The 25,082-nt window shown below is 38.3% G+C and carries 19 protein-coding genes; 18 read left to right on the forward strand and 1 reads right to left on the reverse strand.

Features of this window, described 5'->3' with window-relative positions:
- Window positions 1-200: 200 nt before the first annotated feature.
- The 10 genes from RWP09_RS05335 (at window position 201) to RWP09_RS05380 (ending at window position 8,486) form a co-directional block, all read left to right on the forward strand.
- A complete protein-coding gene (locus RWP09_RS05335; RefSeq protein ID WP_102210931.1) occupies window positions 201-1,487 on the forward strand; it encodes a U32 family peptidase in 1,287 nt (428 codons plus the stop codon).
- A 14-nt stretch (window positions 1,488-1,501) separates the two neighbouring features.
- Window positions 1,502-1,813, forward strand: a complete 312-nt coding sequence (locus RWP09_RS05340; protein WP_314434806.1) for a CHY zinc finger protein — start codon at window positions 1,502-1,504, stop codon at window positions 1,811-1,813.
- A 346-nt stretch (window positions 1,814-2,159) separates the two neighbouring features.
- Window positions 2,160-2,360: a F0F1 ATP synthase subunit C gene (locus tag RWP09_RS05345; RefSeq protein WP_001054559.1), complete on the forward strand. Its 201-nt coding sequence runs from the start codon at window positions 2,160-2,162 to the stop codon at window positions 2,358-2,360.
- Window positions 2,361-2,392: 32 nt separating this feature from the next.
- Window positions 2,393-3,106 carry a F0F1 ATP synthase subunit A gene (atpB, locus tag RWP09_RS05350; RefSeq protein ID WP_314434808.1) on the forward strand — a complete coding sequence of 238 codons (714 nt, stop codon included), beginning with the start codon at window positions 2,393-2,395 and terminating at the stop codon, window positions 3,104-3,106.
- 13 nt (window positions 3,107-3,119) lie between these two features.
- Window positions 3,120-3,614 (forward strand): F0F1 ATP synthase subunit B, encoded by a 495-nt coding sequence (gene atpF, locus RWP09_RS05355; RefSeq protein WP_000558549.1) that lies wholly within the window; start codon window positions 3,120-3,122, stop codon window positions 3,612-3,614.
- Window positions 3,614-4,150 (forward strand): F0F1 ATP synthase subunit delta, encoded by a 537-nt coding sequence (locus RWP09_RS05360; RefSeq protein WP_314434811.1) that lies wholly within the window; start codon window positions 3,614-3,616, stop codon window positions 4,148-4,150. Before atpF ends, RWP09_RS05360 begins: the two co-directional genes overlap by 1 nt.
- Before the next feature lie 14 nt (window positions 4,151-4,164).
- Window positions 4,165-5,670, forward strand: coding sequence for a F0F1 ATP synthase subunit alpha (gene atpA, locus RWP09_RS05365; RefSeq protein WP_000996629.1), 1,506 nt, complete (start codon window positions 4,165-4,167; stop codon window positions 5,668-5,670).
- A 15-nt stretch (window positions 5,671-5,685) separates the two neighbouring features.
- The gene (locus RWP09_RS05370) at window positions 5,686-6,564 is read left to right on the forward strand and encodes a F0F1 ATP synthase subunit gamma (RefSeq protein ID WP_000301221.1); all 879 of its coding nucleotides are present in this window, start codon (window positions 5,686-5,688) and stop codon (window positions 6,562-6,564) included.
- 85 nt (window positions 6,565-6,649) lie between these two features.
- Window positions 6,650-8,056: a F0F1 ATP synthase subunit beta gene (atpD, locus tag RWP09_RS05375; RefSeq protein WP_000094358.1), complete on the forward strand. Its 1,407-nt coding sequence runs from the start codon at window positions 6,650-6,652 to the stop codon at window positions 8,054-8,056.
- 10 nt (window positions 8,057-8,066) lie between these two features.
- Window positions 8,067-8,486 (forward strand): F0F1 ATP synthase subunit epsilon, encoded by a 420-nt coding sequence (locus RWP09_RS05380; protein ID WP_000068045.1) that lies wholly within the window; start codon window positions 8,067-8,069, stop codon window positions 8,484-8,486.
- Between the two features lie 43 nt (window positions 8,487-8,529).
- Here RWP09_RS05380 and RWP09_RS05385 read toward each other — a convergent pair whose 3' ends face one another.
- On the reverse strand, window positions 8,530-9,543 hold the full coding sequence (locus tag RWP09_RS05385; RefSeq protein WP_314434813.1) for a lactonase family protein: 1,014 nt from the start codon (window positions 9,541-9,543) through the stop codon (window positions 8,530-8,532).
- A gap of 171 nt (window positions 9,544-9,714) precedes the next feature.
- Between RWP09_RS05385 and RWP09_RS05390 the strand changes: the two genes are divergently transcribed.
- From RWP09_RS05390 to RWP09_RS05425, 8 genes are all read left to right on the forward strand, one after another.
- Window positions 9,715-11,697 carry a peptide ABC transporter substrate-binding protein gene (locus tag RWP09_RS05390; protein WP_314434815.1) on the forward strand — a complete coding sequence of 661 codons (1,983 nt, stop codon included), beginning with the start codon at window positions 9,715-9,717 and terminating at the stop codon, window positions 11,695-11,697.
- A gap of 118 nt (window positions 11,698-11,815) precedes the next feature.
- Window positions 11,816-12,982 (forward strand): AI-2E family transporter, encoded by a 1,167-nt coding sequence (locus RWP09_RS05395; protein WP_314434818.1) that lies wholly within the window; start codon window positions 11,816-11,818, stop codon window positions 12,980-12,982.
- The gene (locus tag RWP09_RS05400) at window positions 12,972-14,201 is read left to right on the forward strand and encodes a tetratricopeptide repeat protein (RefSeq protein WP_314434820.1); all 1,230 of its coding nucleotides are present in this window, start codon (window positions 12,972-12,974) and stop codon (window positions 14,199-14,201) included. The genes RWP09_RS05395 and RWP09_RS05400 overlap by 11 nt, the downstream gene beginning before the upstream one ends.
- A 562-nt stretch (window positions 14,202-14,763) precedes the next feature.
- Window positions 14,764-15,237 carry a hypothetical protein gene (locus RWP09_RS05405; RefSeq protein ID WP_314434823.1) on the forward strand — a complete coding sequence of 158 codons (474 nt, stop codon included), beginning with the start codon at window positions 14,764-14,766 and terminating at the stop codon, window positions 15,235-15,237.
- Between the two features lie 396 nt (window positions 15,238-15,633).
- Window positions 15,634-16,275 carry an amino acid ABC transporter permease gene (locus RWP09_RS05410; protein ID WP_314434826.1) on the forward strand — a complete coding sequence of 214 codons (642 nt, stop codon included), beginning with the start codon at window positions 15,634-15,636 and terminating at the stop codon, window positions 16,273-16,275.
- Between the two features lie 9 nt (window positions 16,276-16,284).
- The gene (locus tag RWP09_RS05415; RefSeq protein WP_314434828.1) at window positions 16,285-16,914 is read left to right on the forward strand and encodes an amino acid ABC transporter ATP-binding protein; all 630 of its coding nucleotides are present in this window, start codon (window positions 16,285-16,287) and stop codon (window positions 16,912-16,914) included.
- 9 nt (window positions 16,915-16,923) lie between these two features.
- Window positions 16,924-17,763: an amino acid ABC transporter substrate-binding protein gene (locus RWP09_RS05420; RefSeq protein ID WP_314434830.1), complete on the forward strand. Its 840-nt coding sequence runs from the start codon at window positions 16,924-16,926 to the stop codon at window positions 17,761-17,763.
- A gap of 457 nt (window positions 17,764-18,220) precedes the next feature.
- A partial coding sequence (locus tag RWP09_RS05425) for a YSIRK-type signal peptide-containing protein (RefSeq protein ID WP_314434833.1) occupies window positions 18,221-25,082 on the forward strand: 6,862 nt, incomplete at its 3' end.

The following is a 25,082-nucleotide window of genomic DNA, read 5'->3' on the forward strand; positions in this document are numbered from 1 at the left end:
TTTGGATACTGGTTTTTACTTTTCTAGACTTTTTGACTACTTGTTAAAATTGGTTTATATTCGATAGTTTAACAATTATTATGCAAATCTTAAAAGATTAGAATTGTCAAAACAATCTGTCTAGGCTTGATTTTATGGCTTATTTACTATAAAATGAGAAGGAAAAACGTCAAACTTTTATATTGCAAATAGGAGAAAACATGACAAAAACATTAAAACGTCCTGAGGTTTTATCACCTGCAGGGACTTTAGAGAAGCTAAAAGTAGCTGTTCAGTATGGGGCAGATGCTGTCTTTATCGGTGGTCAGGCCTATGGTCTTCGTAGCCGTGCAGGTAACTTTACCTTTGAACAAATGGAAGAAGGCGTCCAGTTTGCTGCCAAGTATGGTGCTAAGGTCTATGTAGCTGCCAACATGGTTATGCACGAAGGAAATGAAGAGGGGGCTGGTGAGTGGTTCCGTAAACTGCGTGATATCGGAATCGCGGCAGTTATCGTGTCTGACCCTGCCTTAATCATGATTGCAGCGACAGAAGCGCCAGGTCTTGAAATTCACCTCTCTACCCAAGCAAGTGCCACTAACTATGAAACTCTTGAGTTCTGGAAAGAACTGGGCTTAACACGTGTCGTTTTGGCGCGTGAGGTTTCTATGGAAGAATTAGCTGAAATCCGCAAACGTACAGACGTTGAGATTGAAGCTTTTGTCCACGGAGCCATGTGTATTTCTTACTCTGGTCGTTGTACTCTTTCAAACCATATGAGTATGCGTGATGCTAACCGTGGTGGTTGCTCTCAGTCTTGCCGTTGGAAGTATGATCTTTACGATATGCCATTTGGGAAGGAACGTAAGAGCTTGAAGGGTGAGATTCCAGAAGAATTTTCAATGTCAGCCGTTGACATGTCTATGATTGACCATATCCCAGATATGATTGAAAATGGTGTGGACAGTCTGAAGATTGAAGGACGTATGAAGTCTATTCACTACGTATCAACAGTAACCAACTGCTACAAGGCGGCTGTGGATGCATATCTTGAAAGTCCTGAAAAGTTTGAAGCGATCAAACAAGACTTGGTGGACGAAATGTGGAAGGTTGCTCAACGTGAATTGGCAACAGGTTTCTACTACGGTACACCATCTGAAAATGAGCAATTGTTTGGTGCTCGCCGTAAAATTCCTGAGTACAAGTTTGTCGCTGAAGTGGTTTCTTATGATGATGCGACACAAACAGCAACTATTCGTCAACGTAACGTCATTAACGAAGGCGACCAAGTTGAGTTTTACGGCCCAGGTTTCCGTCATTTTGAAACTTATATTGAAGATTTGCATGATGCTAAAGGAAATAAGATCGATCGCGCTCCAAATCCAATGGAACTATTGACTATTAAGGTGCCTCAACCTGTTCAAGCAGGAGACATGGTTCGTGCATTAAAAGAAGGACTCATTAATCTCTACAAAGAAGATGGAACCAGTGTCACAGTCAGAGCTTAAGAAAGGAAAAGTAAATGACAGAGGCACAGGGTTTCTTAGTAGATAAGCAAACAAGATGTATTCATTATCATAGCAAATTGGATATTATTGCTTTACAATGCTATGACTGTAAAAAGTACTATGCTTGTTATCGGTGTCATGATTCATTAGAAAATCACCCTTTTGAGCCCTATCCCTTATCTTTGACACAGGATAAGCCTATTTTATGTGGTGTTTGTCTAAAACTACTAACATATAAGCAATATAAAGAAAGCTTAAGTTGCCCCTTTTGTTTTTCTCGCTTTAATCCAGGTTGCCAAAATCATAAGGAACGCTATTTTAAATAGCAAATCATCTAGTTTTGAAGTAGTCTAAAACTCAATTCCAAGAGAAAATGAAGTAAATATTCTTATAATAAACTGTATAGTATCAAGTTTTTCAATACTTTATACTATACAGTTTTTTGATTTATAAGCCTTTTTACCCAGCATCTTTTCAGTATTTTTCAGAAATGTCTCGATAATAGTTGGATTTATTACAAGTTTTTTACAAAGTTTTCTATATAATAGGCTCAAAAATAGTGAAATTGTAAATAATTTTCATTAAACGCTTTCAACGTTATAAAAAAGTTGACAAATCCAATTTTTAGGACTAAACTAAGTAAGTAAATTTTAATTAAAAGGAGAATTCGTCATGAATTTAACATTTTTCGGTCTATGTCTTGCCTGTATGGGTGTATCTCTTGGTGAGGGTATGTTGATGAATGGTTTGTTGAAATCAGTAGCTCGCCAACCAGATATTATCGCTGAGTTTCGTAGCTTGATGTTTTTAGGGGTTGCCTTTATTGAAGGAACTTTCTTCGTAACTCTTGTCTTCTCATTTATTATTAAATAACGAAATATAAATTGGAGAAGGGAGAATGTTAGATGGAAGAAAGTATCAATCCAACCATCAATATTGGTCCTGTTACCTTTGATTTAACTTTGACAGCCTTGACTTTGCTGTCTGTGTTTCTGATTTTTGCATTTATCTATTGGGCAAGTCGTAATATGACCTTGAAACCCAAAGGTAAACAAAATGTACTAGAGTATCTCTATGATTTTGTAATTGGATTTACAGAACCTAACCTTGGTTCCCACTACATAAAAGATTACTCACTCTTTTACTTATCTTTATTTCTTTTTATGGTCATCGCCAATAATCTTGGTTTGATGGCTAAACTTCAAACAACAGATGGGACAAATCTTTGGACATCGCCAACTGCAAATCTTTCATTTGACCTTGTCTTGTCTTTCTGTATTATTGTGATGGCGCACATTGAGGGGATTCGTCGTCGTGGGATTAAACAATACCTAAAAGGTTTTGTAACTCCTGCATTTATGACACCGATGAATCTACTTGAAGAGGTCACGAATTTCCTTTCTCTTGCTTTGCGGATTTTTGGGAATATCTTTGCAGGTGAAGTAATGACAAGCTTGCTTCTTTTACTTTCACATCAGGCTATTTTTTGGTATCCAATCGCATTTGGGACAAACTTAGTTTGGACTGCATTTTCCGTGTTCATTTCTTGTGTACAGGCCTATGTCTTTACACTATTATCCTCTATGTACCTAGGAAATAAAATTAATGATGAAGAGTAGAAAGGAGTAACTGATGCACGTAACAGTAGGTGAATTAATTGGTAATTTTATTTTAATCGCTGGCTCTTTTATCCTTTTGCTAGTCTTGATTAAAAAATTTGCATGGTCTAATATTACCGGCATTTTCGAAGAAAGAGCTGAAAAAATTGCTTCAGATATTGACAGAGCTGAAGAAGCCCGTCAAAAAGCAGAAGTATTGGCTCAAAAACGCGAAGATGAATTGGCTGGTAGCCGTAAAGAAGCTAAGACAATCATTGAGAATGCGAAAGAAACAGCTGAGAAAAGTAAGGCTAGTATTTTAGCAGATGCTAAACTAGAAGCAGGACGCTTAAAAGAAAAAGCAAACCAAGAAATTGCTCAAAACAAAGCTGAAGCTTTACAAAGCGTTAAGGGTGAGGTAGCAGATTTGACAATCAGCTTGGCTGGTAAAATCATCTCACAAAACCTTGACGGTCATGCCCATAAAGAACTCATTGATCAGTATATCGATCAGCTAGGAGAAGCTTAATGGACAAGAAAACAGTAAAGGTAATTGAAAAATACAGCATGCCTTTTGTCCAATTGGTACTTGAAAAAGGAGAAGAAGACCGTATTTTTTCAGACTTGACTCAAATCAAGCAAGTTGCTGAAGAAACAGGTTTACCTTCTTTTTTAAAAAAAGTGGCAGTAGACGAGTCTGACAAGGAAAAAACGATTACTTTCTTCCAAGACTCAGTGTCACCTTTATTGCAAAACTTGATCCAGGTTCTGGCATACAATCACAGAGCAAATCTTTTTTATGATGTGCTTGTAGATTGCTTGAACCGACTTGAAAAAGAAACAAATCGATTTGAAGTGACGATTACGTCTGCTCATCCTCTAACTGATGAACAAAAGAGTCGCTTGCTCCCTTTGATTGAGAAAAAAATGTCTCTGAAAGTGCGGAGTGTAAAAGAAGAAATCGATGAAAGTCTCATTGGTGGTTTTGTCATTTTTGCCAATCACAAGACAATTGATGTGAGTATTAAACAACAACTTAAAGTTGTTAAAGAAAATTTGAAATAGAAAGTGGTGTTCTTTTGGCAATTAACGCACAAGAAATCAGCGCTTTAATTAAGCAACAAATTGAAAATTTCAAACCCAATTTTGATGTGACTGAAACAGGTGTTGTAACCTATATCGGGGACGGTATCGCGCGTGCTCACGGCCTTGAAAATGCCATGAGTGGAGAGTTGTTGATTTTTGAAAACGGCTCTTATGGTATGGCTCAAAACTTGGAGTCAACAGACGTCGGTATTATCATCCTTGGTGACTTTACAGATATCCGTGAAGGCGATACAATCCGCCGTACAGGTAAAATCATGGAAGTCCCAGTAGGTGAAAGTCTCATTGGTCGTGTTGTGGATCCACTCGGTCGTCCAGTTGACGGTCTTGGAGAAATCCATACAGATAAAACTCGTCCAGTAGAAGCGCCAGCTCCTGGTGTTATGCAACGTAAGTCTGTATCAGAACCATTGCAAACTGGTTTGAAAGCTATTGACGCCCTTGTACCGATTGGCCGTGGTCAACGTGAGTTGATTATCGGTGACCGTCAGACAGGGAAAACAACCATTGCGATTGACACAATCTTGAACCAAAAAGGTCAAGATATGATCTGTATCTACGTAGCGATTGGACAAAAAGAATCAACAGTTCGTACGCAAGTAGAAACACTTCGTCAGTACGGTGCCTTGGATTACACAATCGTTGTGACAGCCTCTGCTTCACAACCATCTCCATTGCTTTTCCTAGCTCCTTATGCTGGGGTTGCCATGGCGGAAGAATTTATGTACCAAGGGAAGCATGTTTTGATCGTTTATGATGATTTATCAAAACAAGCGGTAGCTTATCGTGAACTGTCTCTCTTACTTCGTCGTCCTCCAGGTCGTGAAGCCTTCCCAGGGGATGTTTTCTACCTTCATAGCCGTTTGCTTGAGCGCTCAGCTAAGGTTTCTGATGAACTTGGTGGTGGATCAATTACAGCCCTACCATTTATCGAGACACAAGCAGGAGATATCTCTGCCTATATCGCAACCAACGTGATTTCTATCACTGATGGACAAATTTTCCTTGGTGATGGTCTTTTCAATGCGGGTATTCGTCCAGCCATTGATGCGGGTTCATCTGTATCTCGTGTAGGTGGTTCTGCACAAATCAAAGCCATGAAGAAGGTTGCGGGTACTCTTCGTATCGACCTTGCTTCATATCGTGAGTTGGAAGCCTTCACTAAGTTTGGTTCTGACTTGGATGCGGCAACACAAGCTAAGTTGAATCGTGGACGTCGTACCGTTGAGGTCTTGAAACAACCTGTTCACAAACCATTACCTGTTGAGAAACAAGTAACCATTCTCTATGCTTTGACACATGGTTTCTTGGATACTGTTCCAGTAGATGACATTGTTCGTTTCGAGGAAGAGTTCCATGCCTTCTTTGACGCTCAACATCCAGAGATTTTGGAAACCATTCGTGATACAAAAGACTTGCCAGAAGAAGCAGTCTTGGATGCTGCGATTACAGAGTTTCTCAATCAAACCAGCTTCCAATAAGAATAGAGGTGTCAGATGGCAGTATCTCTAAATGATATTAAAACAAAAATCGCCTCAACAAAAAATACGAGTCAAATCACTAATGCCATGCAAATGGTCTCAGCTGCTAAGCTTGGTCGCTCTGAAGAAGCTGCTCGCAACTTCCAAGTTTACGCTCAGAAAGTGCGTAAACTTTTGACAGATATCCTTCATGGTAATGGAGCTGGTGGTTCAACCAATCCGATGTTGATTAGCCGTCCCGTGAAGAAGACAGGCTATATCGTCATTACTTCAGACCGCGGTTTGGTTGGAGGTTATAATTCTTCTATTTTGAAAGCTGTTATGGAGTTGAAAGAAGAATACCACCCAGATGGTACAGGTTTTGAAATGATCTGTATTGGTGGAATGGGAGCTGATTTCTTTAAAGCTCGTGGTATTCAACCACTTTATGAACTACGTGGCTTGGCAGACCAACCTAGCTTTGATGAAGTTCGTAAGATTATTTCAAAAACTGTTGAAATGTACCAAAATGAACTTTTTGATGAACTCTATGTCTGCTACAACCACCATGTCAATACGCTAACCAGTCAAATGCGTGTGGAACAAATGCTTCCGATTGTTGACTTGGATCCAAATGAAGCGGATGAAGAGTACAGCTTGACTTTTGAATTGGAAACCAGTCGAGAAGAAATTTTGGAGCAGTTATTGCCTCAGTTTGCAGAAAGTATGATTTACGGTGCTATTATCGATGCCAAGACAGCTGAAAATGCTGCTGGTATGACAGCCATGCAAACAGCGACTGATAATGCTAAGAAAGTCATCAATGATTTGACAATTCAGTATAACCGTGCCAGACAGGCGGCGATTACACAAGAAATTACAGAAATCGTAGCAGGAGCTAGTGCCTTAGAATAGGCTTTAGTTCAGCTCGGATGAAAATGAACTTAGGACCTAGTAGAACTAGGAACCGATAGTATCTTATATAGAATAGGAGAAGGAGATGAGTTCAGGTAAAATTGCTCAGGTTATTGGACCCGTTGTAGACGTTTTGTTTGCAGCAGGGGAAAAACTTCCTGAGATTAACAATGCACTTGTCGTCTACAAAAATGACGAAAGAAAAACAAAAATCGTCCTTGAAGTAGCCTTGGAGTTGGGAGATGGTATGGTTCGTACTATCGCCATGGAATCAACAGATGGTTTGACTCGTGGAATGGAAGTATTGGACACAGGTCGTCCAATCTCTGTACCAGTAGGTAAAGAAACTTTGGGACGTGTCTTCAACGTTTTGGGAGATACCATTGACTTGGAAGCTCCTTTTACAGAAGATGCAGAGCGTCAGCCAATTCATAAAAAAGCTCCAACTTTTGATGAGTTGTCTACCTCTTCTGAAATCCTTGAAACAGGGATTAAGGTTATCGACCTTCTTGCCCCTTACCTTAAAGGTGGGAAGGTTGGACTTTTCGGTGGTGCCGGAGTTGGTAAAACTGTCTTGATCCAAGAATTGATTCACAACATTGCCCAAGAACACGGTGGTATCTCAGTATTTACTGGTGTTGGGGAACGTACTCGTGAGGGGAATGACCTTTACTGGGAAATGAAAGAATCAGGTGTTATCGAGAAAACAGCCATGGTATTTGGTCAGATGAATGAGCCACCAGGAGCACGTATGCGTGTTGCCCTTACTGGTTTGACAATCGCTGAATACTTCCGTGATGTAGAAGGCCAAGACGTGCTTCTCTTTATCGATAATATCTTCCGTTTCACTCAGGCTGGTTCAGAAGTATCTGCCCTTTTGGGTCGTATGCCATCAGCCGTTGGTTACCAACCAACACTTGCTACGGAAATGGGTCAATTGCAAGAACGTATCACATCAACCAAGAAAGGTTCTGTAACCTCTATCCAGGCTATCTATGTGCCAGCGGATGACTATACTGACCCAGCGCCAGCAACAGCCTTCGCTCACTTGGATTCAACAACAAACTTAGAACGTAAGTTGGTACAATTGGGTATCTACCCAGCCGTTGATCCACTTGCTTCAAGCTCACGTGCCTTGGCACCTGAAATCGTTGGAGAAGAGCACTATGCAGTTGCTGCTGAAGTAAAACGTGTCCTTCAACGTTACCATGAATTGCAAGATATCATTGCTATCCTTGGTATGGATGAGCTTTCTGATGAAGAAAAGACCTTGGTTGCTCGTGCCCGTCGTATCCAGTTCTTCTTGTCACAAAACTTCAACGTTGCGGAACAATTTACTGGTCAGCCAGGTTCTTATGTTCCAGTTGCTGAAACTGTTCGTGGCTTTAAGGAAATCCTTGATGGTAAACATGACCAGTTACCAGAAGATGCCTTCCGTGGTGTAGGTTCTATCGAAGATGTGATTGCAAAAGCTGAAAAAATGGGATTTTAAGAGGTGATCTATGGCTCAGTTAACTGTCCAGATCGTGACACCAGATGGTCTCGTCTATGATCACCATGCCAGCTATGTATCAGTTCGAACTCTGGATGGTGAGATGGGGATCTTGCCACGACATGAAAATATGATTGCGGTTTTAGCAGTTGATGAAGTAAAGGTAAAACGTATTGATGATGAAGATCACGTGAACTGGATTGCAGTAAACGGAGGCGTTATTGAAATTGCCAATAATACCATCACAATCGTTGCTGATTCTGCAGAACGTGCTCGTGATATCGATGTTAGCCGTGCAGAACGTGCTAAGCTTCGTGCGGAGCGCGAAATCGAAGAAGCCCACGAAAAACACTTGATTGACCAAGAGCGTCGTGCTAAGATTGCTTTGCAACGTGCTATTAATCGTATCAATGTCGGAAAAAGACTATAAGAAAAAATGAACTTGAGTTACCAAGTTCATTTTTTATGTTTTCTTAAGGAGCAAAACTGATGCAGACTGCTTCTGGTACATGGAAGTCGTTAGAAAGTTCGGCTAGACGACCAGTTTCAAGATTGCGTTTAAAGACGGTTGCATTGTCAGAGTCTTGATGAACAGCAATGACAAATTCTTGGTCTGGTGTCAAATCAAAATCACGTGGCGTCTGACCATGTGTCGGAACGATTTCTAATAACTCTAGACTACCGTCCGCAAGAATTGTATAAACTGCGATAGAATCATGACCACGGTTAGAAGCGTAGAGGTATTTACCGTTTTTAGAGAGACGAATAGCAGCAGTTCCATTAAAACCTTCGTAACCTTCTGGTAACGTTGAAATGACTTGCATGCGTTCAAATTCGCCAACACCATCGTAGATTAAAACTTCTATAGTGCTATTGAGTTCACAAATCAGATAAGCGATTTTATAGTGGTTATGGAAAATGATATGACGTGAGCCTGCTCCTGGCTGGCTGTGATAGGTATAGAGTTTAGATAATTTCCCATTTTGGTCTACATCGTAGGTAATCACTTGATCTGTCCCCAAATCGCAAGTGACTAAATAACAATCTGGTGTCAAATCTGTAAAGTGAACGTGGGGAGAAGCTTGGTTTTCATGTGGACCTTTTCCAATATGCTGGTCTGTATCACTCAAAAGAAGACTGCCGTCATCTAAACGTTGATACACCAAAACTTGTCCCTTGTGGTAGTTTGCTGCGTACACCAAATCACGCTTTTCATCAACGGCAACATAACAGTGGGGGGCTCCTTCTTCAACAACATGATTTAATAAGGTTCCATCAGTTTGATAGGCTGCAATCCCCCCCTTATCGTCTTGGCTACCAACAGTGTATAAATGTTGGTGCTGGTCAAAGGCAAGGTAGGTTGGACTTGGCTCAGCTGCAAAAAGTTCTAGATTTGAAAGCTGACCAGTTTCTGTATCAAAGTCTGCCTTGTAAATCCCTTGGGAAGTACGACGTGTATAAGTTCCAAAATAAACAGTTTCTTTCATAACTTTACCTCTATAATAAAGATAAGACTATTATATCACAAAAATTGTAGCTGGAGGAACTCTATAACATATAGATAGATATAATAAAATATCAAATTTAATTTGATTTTGTATTGATTTCCTTTTGAAAAGTGCTATAATAAATCTATCAAATTATCAAAGGAGTTTTTTATGAAAAAACGTGTTTTCTTAGCAGCTGGAGTTGCTGTACTCTCAGCAGCTGTTCTAGCAGCTTGTTCATCTGGCAATGGGAATAAAGAAGCAACTAAACCAGTTACTTATACCTATGTATTTTCATCAGATCCTGCGACTCTGGATTATACAGTTTCGGGGAAAAATTCTACAAAACAGATTACTGGTAATGTCATTGATGGACTACTAGAAAATGATCAATACGGGAATCTAGTACCATCAGTTGCAGAAGATTGGACTGTTTCCAAAGATGGTTTGACCTATACTTATAAAATTCGTAAGGGTATCAAGTGGTATACCAATGAAGGCGAAGAATATGGAGAAGTTAAGGCTCAGGATTTTGTGACTGGTCTAAAACACGCAGCTGACAAGAAATCAGAAGCACTTTATCTTGTACAGGATTCTATTAAAGGATTAGATGACTATGTAAATGGGAAAACAACGGATTTTTCTACTGTTGGTGTAAAAGCAACAGATGATTATACTGTAGTCTATACTTTAAACAATCCAGAATCTTTCTGGAATTCGAAGACAACAATGGGTGTTCTTGCTCCTGTTAGCGAAGACTTTTTAGCTTCTAAAGGAGATGACTTTGGTAAGGCGACTGATGTAACAAGCATTCTATACAATGGGGCTTATCTTCTAAAAGGTCTTACATCTAAATCTTCTATTGAAATGACTAAAAACCAAAACTATTGGGATAAACAAAATGTCTTTATTGATGATATCAAGTTGTCTTACTTTGATGGTCAGGATGCAGACTCTCTTGGACGTGGTTTTGATGAAGGAAATTATCCTGCAGCACCTCTCTTTAAAAACTCTGCTAACTATGAACGGCTAAAAGAAAAATACAAAGATAACATTATTTATAGTCAACAACAAGGAAATACTTTCTATATTTCGACGAATATTGACCGTGTTGCCTACAATCACACCGCTAAAACAAGTGATGCAGAAAAATCATCTACTAAGAAGGCTTTGCTGAACAAAGATTTCCGTCAATCCTTGGCTTTTGCTACAGATCGTAAAGCAGGAATCTCTCAAGTATTTGGGGACGAAGTAGCACCGCGTAAATTACGTACAAGTTTAACTCCTCCAACATTTGTACAAGTAGGAGATCAAACATTTGGTCAAGTTACTAAGACAGAATTGGATAAATTGGATAATGTCTGGAAAGATGTTAGTCTTGATGATGCCCAGGATTCACTTCATAATGCAGATAAGGCTAAAGCTAAATTGGAAGCTGCCAAGAAAACTCTTCAAGCTGATGGAGTACAGTTCCCTATTCATTTAGACATTCCAGTATCTTCTACTCGTCCAGATTTTGTGCGTCAAGCTCAATCTTATAAACAATCCATCGAGGAAGCTATTGGATCAGATAATGTTGTAGTTGATATTCAACAAGTTTCTGACGATGAATTGTCAAGTATGACAATTCTAGCAACTTCTAATACTAATACTGACTGGGATATTAATGTAAATAGTGGATGGGGACCTGATTACGCAGATCCTTCAACTTATCTAGATATATTTGATCCAACATCTGGACCAAATCTTCTTAGTTCCTTAGGTGTAACACCAGGTAAAGACAGTTCAGTAATCAAAGCTGTTGGCTTAGATAAGTTTAAAGAGTTAATTACTGATGCTAATAGTGAGAAAACAAATCTTGAAAAACGATATGCTAAATATGCAAAAGCTCAAGCTTGGTTAACAGACAGTGCCTTGGTGATTCCTGTACAATCAAACGGTGCCCAAATGCTTCTTACTAAGAAAGTTCTTGGAACAGGTGCCTATGGTTGGGTTGGTGATAAGACCGGTGAACTTAGCTATAAATATCTTAAACTCCAAGATAAGATTGTTACTACTAAAGAAATGGATGAGTTCCGCAAGAAATTTGCTGATGAAAAAGCCAAATCAAACGCTGATTATCAGAAGAACTTAGACCGTCATATTCAAGAATAATTGAATCTCCTCTTTTGAGGGGATTTTTTTATGTCGCTGTCTTCATGTAAGCACTTTAAAAAAGAGTTATTTTGATTTAAAAATGGTATAATGAGAGAACAATAGAAAGGAAGTATTTATGGAGCACAAAGAGAAACATTTTAGCCTATCTTGGTTTTTCAAGTGGTTTTTAGACAACAAGGCAATTACGGTATTTTTGGTAACTTTATTATTGGGACTGAATCTTTTTATTTTAAGTAAGATTAGTTTTCTATTTTCACCTGTTTTAGATTTTTTGGCTGTCGTGATGTTGCCAGTGATCTTATCTGGTCTGCTATATTATTTATTGAATCCTATTGTTGATTGGATGGAGAAGCATAAGATTAATCGTGTTATAGCTATCAGTATTGTCTTTGTCATCATTGCCCTCTTTATCATTTGGGGATTGGCAGTAGCTATTCCAAATCTGCAGCGTCAGGTCTTAACATTTGCAAGAAATGTACCAATCTATCTCGAAGATGCAGACAGAGTTATTAATGATTTGGTCACCAAGCGTTTGCCAGATGATTTTAGACCTCAGTTAGAGCAAGTTTTGACAAACTTCTCAAGTCAGGCTACAGTTTGGGCGAGCAAGGTTTCTTCTCAGGCAGTCAACTGGGTGAGTGCCTTTATTAGCGGGGCCTCTCAAGTGATTGTTGCCTTGATTATCGTTCCTTTCATGCTCTTTTATCTCTTGCGTGATGGAAAAGGCTTGCGTGACTATTTGACCCAATTCATGCCAACGAAATTGAAAGAACCTGTTGGACAAGTTTTATCAGATGTGAATCAGCAGTTGTCCAACTATGTTCGAGGACAAGTAACAGTGGCTATTATTGTAGCAGTAATGTTTATGATTTTCTTCAAGATTATTGGTCTACGTTATGCGGTTACGCTGGGTGTTACTGCTGGTATTTTAAATCTGGTTCCTTATCTGGGTAGTTTTCTAGCCATGCTTCCTGCCCTAGTATTGGGCTTGATTGCTGGGCCAGTCATGCTTTTGAAAGTGGTGATTGTCTTTATCGTAGAACAAACTATTGAAGGCCGTTTTGTCTCTCCATTGATTTTGGGAAGTCAATTAAACATCCATCCTATTAATGTTCTTTTTGTCTTGTTAACTTCAGGATCCATGTTTGGTATCTGGGGAGTCTTGCTCGGTATTCCAGTTTATGCCTCTGCTAAAGTTGTCATTTCAGCTATTTTTGAATGGTATAAGGTAGTTAGTGGCCTATATGAACTAGAAGGAGAGGAAGTAAAGAGTGAACAATAGTCAACAGATGTTACAGGCTTTGGAAGAGCAAGATTTAACAAAGGCAGAGCACTATTTCGTCAAAGCTTTAGAAAGTGATCCAAGTGACCTTCTGTATGAGTTAGCTACCTATCTAGAAGGGATTGGTTTTTATCCTCAGGCCAAGGAAATTTACCTGAAAATCGTAGAGGACTTTCCAGAGGTTCATCTTAATCTAGCTGCTATTGCTAGCGAGGATGGTCAAATTGAGGAAGCCTTTGCCTATCTTGAGGAAATCCAAACTGACAGTGACTGGTATGTGTCGGCTTTGGCTCTGAAAGCGGATCTTTATCAGATGGAAGGTTTGACAGATGTGGCGCGTGAGAAACTTCTGGAGGCTTTGACCTACTCAGAGGATCCTCTCTTAATATTGGGCTTGGCAGAGTTGGATAGTGAGTTGGAAAATTACCAAGAGGCTATTCAAGGCTACGCCCAGTTAGATAATCGCTCGATTTATGAGCAAACGGGCATTTCTACCTATCAACGGATTGGATTTGCCTATGCCCAGTTAGGGAAATTTGAAACGGCCACAGAGTTTTTAGAAAAAGCCCTGGAGTTAGAATACGATGACCTAACAGCTTTTGAGTTAGCCAGTCTTTACTTTGATAGAGAAGAGTACCAAAAAGCTGTCCTCTATTTTAAGCAGCTTGATACCATTTCTCCTGACTTTGAAGGCTATGAGTATGGGTATAGTCAGGCCTTACATAAGGAACACCAAGTTCAAGAAGCTCTGCGTATCGCTAAGCAAGGCTTGGAGAAAAATCCCTTTGAAACTCGTCTCTTGCTAGCTGCTTCACAATTCTCTTATGAACTGCATGATGCTAGTGGTGCAGAAAACTACCTCCTTACTGCAAAAGCAGACGCTGAGGATACGGAAGAAATCTTACTCCGTTTAGCTACTATTTATCTGGAACAGGAGCGTTATGAGGATATTTTAGACTTACAAAGTGATGAGCCAGAAAATCTTTTGACCAAGTGGATGATTGCTCGTTCTTATCAAGAAATGGACGATTTGGATACTGCTTATGAGCATTATCAAGAGTTGGCAGGAGATTTAAAGGATAATCCAGAATTTCTGGAACACTATATCTATCTCTTGCGTGAATTGGGCTACTTTGAGGAAGCAAAAGTCAATGCGCAAGTTTACTTAAAACTAGTTCCAGATGATGTACAAATGCAAGAATTGTATGAGAGATTGTAAGAATTCATACATTACAGAAAACCGCAAGTTATTACTAGATAACAATTGCGGTTTTTTACTGTTTTTTCAAATAAATATGGCTAAAGTTTTATTGCAATGTGACGAGAATTTTTATGTAAATCAGGTTAAGATTGTTTCATTAGAAGGGTAGGGTTTTGTTTTTATTTCAAAACTCTTATCTTAAAATTTCAAAATAGATTACACATAGTGGGCTACGGCTTGTGTTTTTTGTTTGACAAAATTAAAAAAATGTGTAAGAATAAGAAGAATTGAAAATAGGAAAACTCACCTCCTTTCGATTCGTCAAGCCTTATCGTTAGGCAATGAGGGGGCGGAGAGACGCGCTCGTCAACAGAAGTATCTCATTGGAAATGTTGCTCACTTTTTAGTGAGCTTTTTATATAAGGAATAGGAATGGAAAGTAAGAAGCTATACTCTTCGAAAATCAAATTCAAACCACGTCAGCGTCGCCTTACCGTACTCAAGTACAGCTTGCGGCTAGCTTCCTAGTTTGCCTTTTGATTTTCATTGAGTATTAAAATTAGGTCAAATTGATTTAAAAATGTGCAAGGATTATGACCTTATTCAAGCCATGGATTATGATTTTAAGACAAAGGAAGTAATGAATAAAGGAAGGGGATTTGCGGTAACTGTTGTCAAAATACAGGGATTGACTTTCTTGATTCCATTTAGAAGTTATATTCCTAAAAAGTATCAGTTGAAGTATAAGCTTAGAAATTCGGCAAAAGAAGGATATGTTGAAGGATTAGATATTGGTAAAACCTTGATTTTAGAAGACAAAAGCTACTTACTAAATACAACTTTCCGCCTTCGGAAAATCGAAGATTATTATAAAGTAATGGATAACGATAAAGCTATAATTAATAAGTTAGTGAAAGCTATTATAGATTATAACCGCGCTTTAGAAATAAATGATAGAAACAAACTTGAAGATCCTAAACGCTTTAAATTCTCAACATTCCAGAATTATTCTACTAGATTAAAAGTAATTACAGAAAAAGACTATTTAGAATAGATAATGTTTCCGTAGGCTACGGCTTGTGTTTTTTTGTTTGACTAAAAATGTGGATTTAAAATCCAGGAAACGTAAATAGGTTAGACAGATTTCAAATCCGTAAAATCATCTTCTTAAAGGAGTAGTCGTTTTTTCAAAAATAAATACAGTGAAATGACTTACTGATCCTTTTGGAAACTATTAGAATCAAATTGCAAGGTTCTCAACTATAGGGGTAAAGATGATTATAAAAATGAATACAAATATGAATATGATTAAAAAAACGATAGTAATTAATGGAAATGATTTTAAGGAAAAAATAAGTAAAAACTCAATTATCAATAAGCAACAGAAAGCATTTGTAAACACCAATCTCTTATGTTATAATAGGAACAATTATTTTAAGGAGGTGTCAGTATGTCTTATTTGTTTGAGATATTACCGAGTTTATTGAGCGGTGCAAGCATGACTTTACAGGTTTTTGCACTGGTCTTGATTTTTTCTATTCCCTTGGGCGTTTTGATTGCCTTTGCCTTGCAAGTCCACTGGAAGCCCCTCCATCATCTGATTAATATTTATATCTGGATCATGCGGGGTACCCCCTTGCTCTTGCAATTGATCTTTATCTATTATGTGCTCCCAAGTATTGGGATTCGTTTGGATCGCCTTCCTGCGGCCATTATTGCCTTTGTTCTCAATTATGCGGCTTACTTTGCTGAAATCTTCCGTGGCGGGATTGATACCATTCCTAAAGGCCAATATGAGGCTGCAAAGGTCTTGAAGTTCAGTCCTTTTGCCACAGTACGCTATATTATCTTGCCCCAAGTGACCAAGATTGTTCTTCCAAGTGTATTTAATGAGGTTATGAGTTTAGTCAAGGATACTTCCTTGGTCTATGCTCTAGGAATTTCAGACCTTATCTTGGCTAGTCGCACAGCTGCCAATCGTGATGCTAGCCTGGTTCCGATGTTCTTAGCAGGAGCTATTTACTTGATTTTAATTGGTATTGTGACCGTTCTTGCCAAAAAAGTTGAGAAGAAGTACAGTTATTATAGATAGGAGGCTGCCATGTTAGAATTACGAAATATCAATAAGGGCTTTGGTGGAAAGCAAATTTTATCTAATTTCAGTCTAAGCATTCCTGAAAAACAAATCCTGGCTATCGTAGGACCTTCTGGTGGAGGTAAGACAACCCTCTTACGTATGCTTGCGGGTCTGGAAACCATTGATTCAGGACAAATCTTTTATAATGAAGAACCTTTAGAACTGGATGAATTGGAGAAGCGGAATCTACTGGGATTTGTATTCCAAGATTTTCAACTTTTCCCTCATTTATCAGTTCTAGATAATTTGACTTTATCACCTGTGAAAACTATGGGGATCAAGCAGGATGAGGCTGAACAGAAGGCGCGTGGACTTTTGGAGCAATTGGGATTAGCAGGACATGCAGATGCCTATCCATTCTCACTATCAGGTGGGCAAAAGCAACGGGTGGCCTTGGCGCGTGCTATGATGATTGACCCAGAAATCATTGGTTACGATGAGCCGACTTCTGCCCTGGATCCGGAATTACGCTTGGAAGTTGAAAAGTTAATCTTGCAAAATAGGGAACTTGGCATGACGCAGATTGTCGTTACCCACGACTTACAATTCGCTGAAAATATCGCAGATCAGATTCTCAAGGTTGAGCCCAAGTAGGAGGTGCCAATGACTAATAAGAAAATTGCTTTGGTATTGGTTTCGCTCCTGACTCTCTTTTTAACAGCTTGTACTCAGAAGGCTAGCGATCCAAAGCAGGATAACTGGGATAAGTATCAAGAGCAGGGGAGTATAACCATCGGTTTTGATAATACCTTCGTACCTATGGGATTTGAAGAAAAGAATGGACAGTATACAGGCTTTGATATTGACTTAGCACAAGCTGTCTCTGAAAAATTAGCTTTTAAGGTTCAATTTCAGCCAATCGACTGGGATATGAAGGAGACGGAACTGCAAAATGGAACCATAGACGCCATCTGGAATGGCTATTCTGCCACTGATGAACGCCGAGAGAAAGTTGCCTTTAGCATTCCATATATGGAAAATCAGCAGGTTCTGGTTGCCAAGAAAAGCCAGCAGATTCATTCAGTAGAGGATATGAAGGATAAGACCTTGGGAGCTCAAGCTGGATCCTCTGGTTATCTAGACTTTGAAGCCCAGCCAGATTTATTGAAAAATCGTGTCAAAGACCAGAAGGCCAATCAATACCAGAGTTTCAATGAAGCCTTGATTGATTTGAAGAATGACCGAATTGATGCCTTGTTGATTGACCGAGTGTATGCTAATTACTATCTTCAGTCTGAAGGAATATTAAATAACTACAATGTCTTTTCAGCTGGATTTGAAAGTGAATCTTTTGCTGTCGGTGTCAGACCTGCAGATAAAAAATTACTCCAAGCTTTAAACCAAGCTTTTGTTCAACTATACCAAGAAGGGAAGTTCCAAGAGATTAGCCAGAAATGGTTTGGAGAAGATGTGGCAACCAAAGAAGTGAAAGAAGGAAAATAAAATCAATAGTAAGCCTAGTTTTATCTTTAAAACTGGGCTTTGTTTTTTTATAGATTTTATTTTATAAAGTAGGAGTAACTTCCAAATTTTTTAGCTATTTTGGGCAGATCTTGTGCATCTAGCTTCATTCTGTAATCCCTTATTAATAGCTAAAACTCAATGAAGACCTAATAAAAAATATCAGAAAGTTCCTTTTTATAATCAAATTACATGAACAATCAAATAATATAGAAAATCTCTAAAGTAATATAAATTTTATTTTTGTAAGGGCTTACCACAAATAGGAGTTTGTGAAATTACTTTAGCGACTATACATGAAAATGCTTGATTTATAGGAAAAAAAAGAGTATAATGATGTGTAACCTCTTAAAATATGCCTATATATTTTAGGGGGGGCTTTTTATTTAGCCTTCTTAAATATATTAACTGATAATTATCAGAAAAAAGGAGTAAGGGAATGTTTAAACCCAAAGAGCATCATGTTCGCCAATCGCAAGTGGAGAAATTCACACGTTACAGTATTCGTAAGGTTAGTTTCGGTGCGGCTAGTGTGGCTGTAGCTACTGGATTGTTTTTCCTTGGTGGAGGAAGCGTCCAAGCGGCTGAACAACTAACTAATCCAGAATCTACAGAAGTTCAAAATCTAAATGATAAGTCCCCAGATTCCTCTAAGGAAGTTGCTGGACAATCATCTGCTATTGATAAAGCTTCTGATGGACAAAAAACTAGTTCTGTTAAAGAGTCTACTACTGACAAACAAAACAGTGAAGTTAAAACTCCAAATGTAGTGACGGAAAAAGTTGCTATTAATACCGCATCATTAGAAGATTTAGTTGCTAAAGTTGAAAGTAGATTGAGTCAATTAACTGAAGACAAGAAAACAAAATCAGTCATTGATGATGCTAAAAACTTGGTTAATAAAGCAAAAGAGCTTTTAAATGATGATACAAAAACACAGGAAAAAGTGGATGCACAAGCTAAACAACTTTCAAGTAGCCTAGTCATTTTAAACAGTATCAAATCAGAAGCAACAGAAGAAAAGGAAACTAAAAATCAAGATCCTCGTAATGGAAAAGCCATTCCTGGAAAAGGTGAGAGTGGTTTTAGAGCAGATGCTTATAAGCTTGATGATAGTAATAATGCTCAATTGCCAGATACAGCTACAACAGGTACTGATAAATTTACATTTGTAGCTTTACCGGAAAATGATCCAAGAAGAAATTCTGGAGCTATTGCACTAGCAGCTGGTAGAGCAGGAGATATAGTTGTATATGGAACTGGAGCAGCTCCTACAGATTTAGAAATAGAAATGTATTCTTCTCAAAGAACTGGTCAAGTGGAAAACCCAGTAGCAATGTCAACAGTAAATGGAGAACCAGCTACATCTCCAGGTAGAATGGATTACCCACTTTCAAAAGAACAGGTTCAAAAATTACAAGAAGAAGCTAAATTATGGAGAAATAAGGAAAAACCTGATGGTAATAGAATTTCAAACAATCCTGCAACAGTTTTTGGAAGTTCTGGAGCTTATGAATTTTTGGCAACAGAAATTTATAAGTTAGGATACGAACAAGGAGTAGACCGTGTTTATATTCCAAATATCTCAAATCGTTTTGCAGTTACTGAGAAAGCTAAAGAGGTAGGTTGGAAAATAAAATCAATTGAACCGAGTAACATGCCTCCTGGTTTAATATATGACAGGGAAAGTGATTCGGTTCAGGGTAGAGTAGTTGCAAATCTTCAAAATGGTGTCTATGATTTTAGATTTGATGTGGCAGCGGAGAATGAAAAAACTCATCAAATCGTTAGAATGAAGTTTCAAAATTTAAGATCTGGTTGGATTGGATGGCAAGATACACAACCACCTAAAATTGAAGTTTCTAATGATGCATATGAGGTAACTGTAGGTCAAAATGTTAATATTGAAGTGAAATATAGTGATGATGCAGGATCTAACTTTTCTGGAGACAAAAGAAGAGTAAAATATACTTTAAAAGATGGAAGAGTTGTTGAAATTGGTAATCAATCATATAGACAAGCAGTATCAGGATTAGCAGGTTATCCAACTACAAAAAATCAAGGAACTGCACCAACTTCAATACCTGGTGTAGATTATGACTTATCTAGAGATAAAACACCTACTGAAAAAGAAGCTAATGGAGATGAAAAAATATTTGGTAAAGGAATGTTAATAGGTTCTCCAACAAAAGCTGGTATATATACAGTTTCTGTGTTTGCTAAAGATTATAATAATAAAAATAAATCAGATACTACATGGATTCATTCTGGCCATGAAGTACAGAAGTACATGACAGTAGTGGTTAAACCAACAGTAACTGTAAAAAATATTCACGCATATGCAACAAATATTCCAGTAACAATCTCAGAAGGTGCTTCATCAGCAGAATTAACATTGCCAAATGGTAAAGTTATTAAATTAGAAGCAAAAAATGGGAATTGGGCTCTAGCTGATGGGGGAGCTGTGCTTGGGCCAGTCGGTGGAGAAATTAATGTTCCTGTATCGCAAGAAGATACAAAAGATGCAGCAGTAGACACTATTAAAGTAAAAGCAATAACGGAAAATGTTAAGGCAACTCTATTAAGAAACGAAATAGAGTTATTAGGCGATGATGGTCAAAAACACGCAGCAAGGTTAAGTGAAACAACTGGTCATTGGGAACTAGAAGATGCATATAAAGAAGTGAGAACTCCGACATCAAATGGTGGATATAAACTTACAAAACGTCAAGTTTATACAGAAGTGCAAGCTGATGGTTCTACAAATTATTATATATACTCTTATACGAGAACTTTTAATGCTGATGATAAAGTAGTAAGCGTAGATGAAGTAACTAGACCAAAAACGGTTGTACCTAGATTAAATACTGAAAATACTGATGGAGCCACTACAATTGTAGAATATGATGCTGTAACTAAAGAATGGAAATCTTCAGATGGTTCTAATGTAACGGCAACAAAAGAAGGGGATTTCTGGAAAGTTAGAACAGAATCAGGATTTACAGGATTGATAAAGGGAAGTAAAGCTGAGTCACTAGAAGACAAAGGTTCGATTCTTAATGACGCTCCGACTGCAAGTTCAACTTCTTATACTACAGTAAAAGGTGCTACAGTGGACTTAGTGAAACAAGCATCAGCTGCAGTAACAATTAGAGATACAGAAGATGATGCAACTACATCACCTAAAAAAGAAACAACTGTAACTAAAGTAACTGTAACCGCACCATCAGGAAAACAAACAGAATATACAGATATAGAGCAAGCAAAAGCTCATTTACTATCAGAAGTAGGTACTTACACAGTTAAAGTTGAAGTGAAAGATAGCAACGGAAATGTTGTGACTGCTAATACTGATACTGAAACTGGAACTGATAAGGGTGCTGAAACTGCTGTAAATTCAACTACATATACAATTACAGTTGAAGATCAACCAACCAATAAATTGTATACAGTTGAAGATGATACAGTAACAAATGATCAGTTGAAAGAAAAAGTAAATCCTACAGCAGTAGAAGGCTTTACTCCAACTAAAAATGATATTACAGATATCCCAACGACTGCAGGTAAAGCAGGTCAAACATTGCCAACTCCTGCAACAGTTACTTATACAAAAGGAACTGAAACAATTTCAGTAGCAACTAAAGTAGATGTTGTAGTTTTACCAAAAGTAACTCCAGAAGGTGTAAAAGTACTAAAAGATAGCACTGGTTTAGAAGAAGTGGTAAAAGCAAAAGCCACAGAAGCAGCTACAGCGACAACTAAGTTGCCAGATGGTGTAACTGTAAGAGTTAAAGAAGTTAAAGCAGGAACAGTACCGGCAACTACAGCAACTGGAGTACAGACACCAGCAACAGCAGTTGTAGAGTATGTAAAAGATGGTAATGTAGTTGCAAGTAAAGAAGTAGAAATTCCTGTAACAGTAGTAGGTTCAACAGCAAGTAAGGTTGTAGTGTTCGAAGGTGAAAAACCAACAGCTGAACAAGCGAAAGAAGCAGTAACACCAGGAACAGATGGTATAAAAGGTGAACCAACAACATTACCAGAAACAGCAGGTAAGGCAGGGGCAACAGATGTTAAAGTAGACGTACCAGTAACATACGACAATGGTAAGTTGACGGAAACAGTAAGTGTACCAGTAACAGTATTACCAAAAGCATCAGGCGAAGTTGAAGTACCAAAAGGTGAGAGTGTAGATAAAGTTAAAGAAGTTGCTAAAGCAAAAGCAACAGAATTAGTAGAAGCGGCAGACTTCAAAGGAAAATTACCAACAGGAGCGACAGTAACAGTTGGGGATATTACAGAAGAAGTATTAGCGACAATAACTGCAGAAAAGGGTACAAACAAGGGTGTTGTAAATGTTCCAGCAACATATACAGTAGATGGAAAAACGTACCCTACAACAATTCCAGTAACAATTAACGTATTAGGTTCAGAACCAAAACCAGTCTACACCGTAGAAGGAACAAAACCAGATGCTGAGAAAGTTAAGAATGCTGTAACACCAGGTACTGGAGGAACAACTAACGCTCCAATAGAAGCAGGATTACCAGATACAACAGGTAAAGCAGGAGCAACAGATGTAACTGCAACAACAACAGTAACATATCCAAACGGAACAGAAACAGTAACAGTACCAGTAACAGTGTTACCAAAAGCGACACCAGAAAAAGTAATCACATTAAAAGATACAACTGGTGACAACCTAACAACAGCTGTAAAAGAAAAAGCACAAGCTGCACTAGGTAAATTAACACTACCAACAGGAGTTACAGTAGAATTAGATCCAAATCAAACATATACTGTTCCAGCAACAGATTCTAATGGTGATAAAGATACTGTACCAGTAAAAGTACAATACAAAGACGCTACAGGTACAGTAGTAGCAGAAGATACGATTACTGTACCAGTAACAGTAGTAAGCTCAACACCAAGCAAAATCGTTGTATTCGAAGGTGAAAAACCAACAGCAGAGCAAGCGAAAGAAGCCGTAACACCAGGAACAGATGGTACAAAAGGTGAACCAACAACATTACCAGAAACAGCAGGTAAAGCAGGAGCGACAGACGTTAAAGTAGACGTACCAGTAACATATGATAATGGTAAGTTAACAGAAACAGTAAGTGTTCCGGTAACAGTATTACCAAAAGCATCAGGCGAAGTTGAAGTACCAAAAGGTGAGAGTGTAGATAAAGTTAAAGAAGTTGCTAAAGCAAAAGCAACAGAATTAGTAGAAGCGGCAGACTTCAAAGGAAAATTACCAACAGGAGCGACAGTAACAGTTGGGGATATTACAGAAGAAGTATTAGCGACAATAACTGCAGAAAAGGGTACAAACAAGGGTGTTGTAAATGTTCCAGCAACATATACAGTAGATGGAAAAACGTACCCTACAACAATTCCAGTAACAATTAACGTATTAGGTTCAGAACCAAAACCAGTCTACACCGTAGAAGGAACAAAACCAGATGCTGAGAAAGTTAAGAATGCTGTAACACCAGGTACTGGAGGAACAACTAACGCTCCAATAGAAGCAGGATTACCAGATACAACAGGTAAAGCAGGAGCAACAGATGTAACTGCAACAACAACAGTAACATATCCAAACGGAACAGAAACAGTAACAGTACCAGTAACAGTGTTACCAAAAGCAACACCAGAAAAAGTAATCACATTAAAAGATACAACTGGTGAAAACTTAACAACGGCTGTAAAAGAAAAAGCACAAGCTGCACTAGGTAAACTAACATTACCATCAGGAGTTACAGTAGAATTAGTTCCAAATCAAAATTATGCTGTTCCAGCAACAGATTCAAATGGTGATAAAGATAATGTACCAGTAAAAGTACAATACAAAGACGCAACAGGTACAGTAGTAGTAGAAGACACAATTAGTGTACCAGTAACAGTAGTAAGCTCAACACCAAGTAAAATCGTTGTATTCGAAGGCGATGAAGTAACCGCTGATGCAGCTAAAGGTGCAGTAACACCAGGAACAGATGGAACAAAAGGTGAACCAACAACATTACCAGAAACAGCAGGTAAAGCTGGAGCGACTGATGTTAAAGTAGACGTACCAGTAACATATGATAATGGTAAGTTAACAGAAACAGTAAGTGTTCCAGTAACAGTATTACCAAAACCAGAAGCTGATGAAATTTTAGTTGCTAAAAACAGCGACAAGGAAAAGGCTAAAGAAAAAGTACTAGCTCAAGCTGAAAAAGCAATTGCTGATGGAACATTTACAGGTAAATTACCTCAAGGAGCAACAGTTACTGTTGATAATACAGTGCCAGTAACAATACCTGAATTAACGGATGATACTGAAGTAGATGTAACCGTTAAATATACTGTAGATGGTCAAGAAAAAACTACAACGGTCAAAGTTCCAGTTACAGTAGTTGAGAGTGTACCTCAAATCGTACCAGTAGATGAAAACAACAAGCAACCAGATCCAGAGAAAAGTATTGATAAAACAGATTATCCAGAAGGATCTACATTTAGATATAAGACTCCAGATGGACAAACATCTCCAATCGATGTAACAACACCTGGAGATAAAGATGTTATTGTTGAAGTACTAGATAAAAATGGTAATCCAATTGTAGAGGTTCCAGCAACAGTACGAGTAGTAGGTAGCACACCACAATTTGTGGTAGCAGATCCAACTAAGAAACAACCAGAAGCGAAAGACAGTGTTACACCAGGAGACTATCCAGAAGGCACAACCTTTGAGTACAAGACACCGGTAGATACAACAACTACAGGCGAAAAAGATGTAACTGTTGTAGCTAAGCTAAATGGTCAACCAATTGCAGAAGTTCCTGCAAAAGTAGTGGTTGTAGATCCTAAGACACAATACGTAGTAGCAGATCCAAGCAAACCACAACCAGATGCAGCTAAGAGCATTGATCCTGAACAATATCCAGATGGCACAACCTTTGAGTACAAGACACCTGTAGACACAACAACACCAGGCGAAAAAGATGTGGTTGTTGTTGCCAAAAATGGAGAAGATAAACTTGTAGAAGTACCAACAAAAGTGAAGGTCGTACAAGGGAATCCACAAATCGTTCCAGTGGATGAAGGTAAGAAACAACCATCTGCTGAAGATAGTATTGATCCGAATGATTATCCAGAAGATGCAACATTTGAGTATAAAGAAGAAGTAGATACATCTAAACCAGGTGATAAGAAAGTTACCGTTGTTGTTAAACAAGGGGATAAAGTATTAGTTGAAGTACCATCTACAGTACGAGTAGTAGAAAGTTATCCTAAATATGTACCAGTAGATCCAGCTAAGA

It is taken from the genome of uncultured Streptococcus sp. (genome assembly GCF_963521255.1).
GTDB lineage: Bacteria > Bacillota > Bacilli > Lactobacillales > Streptococcaceae > Streptococcus.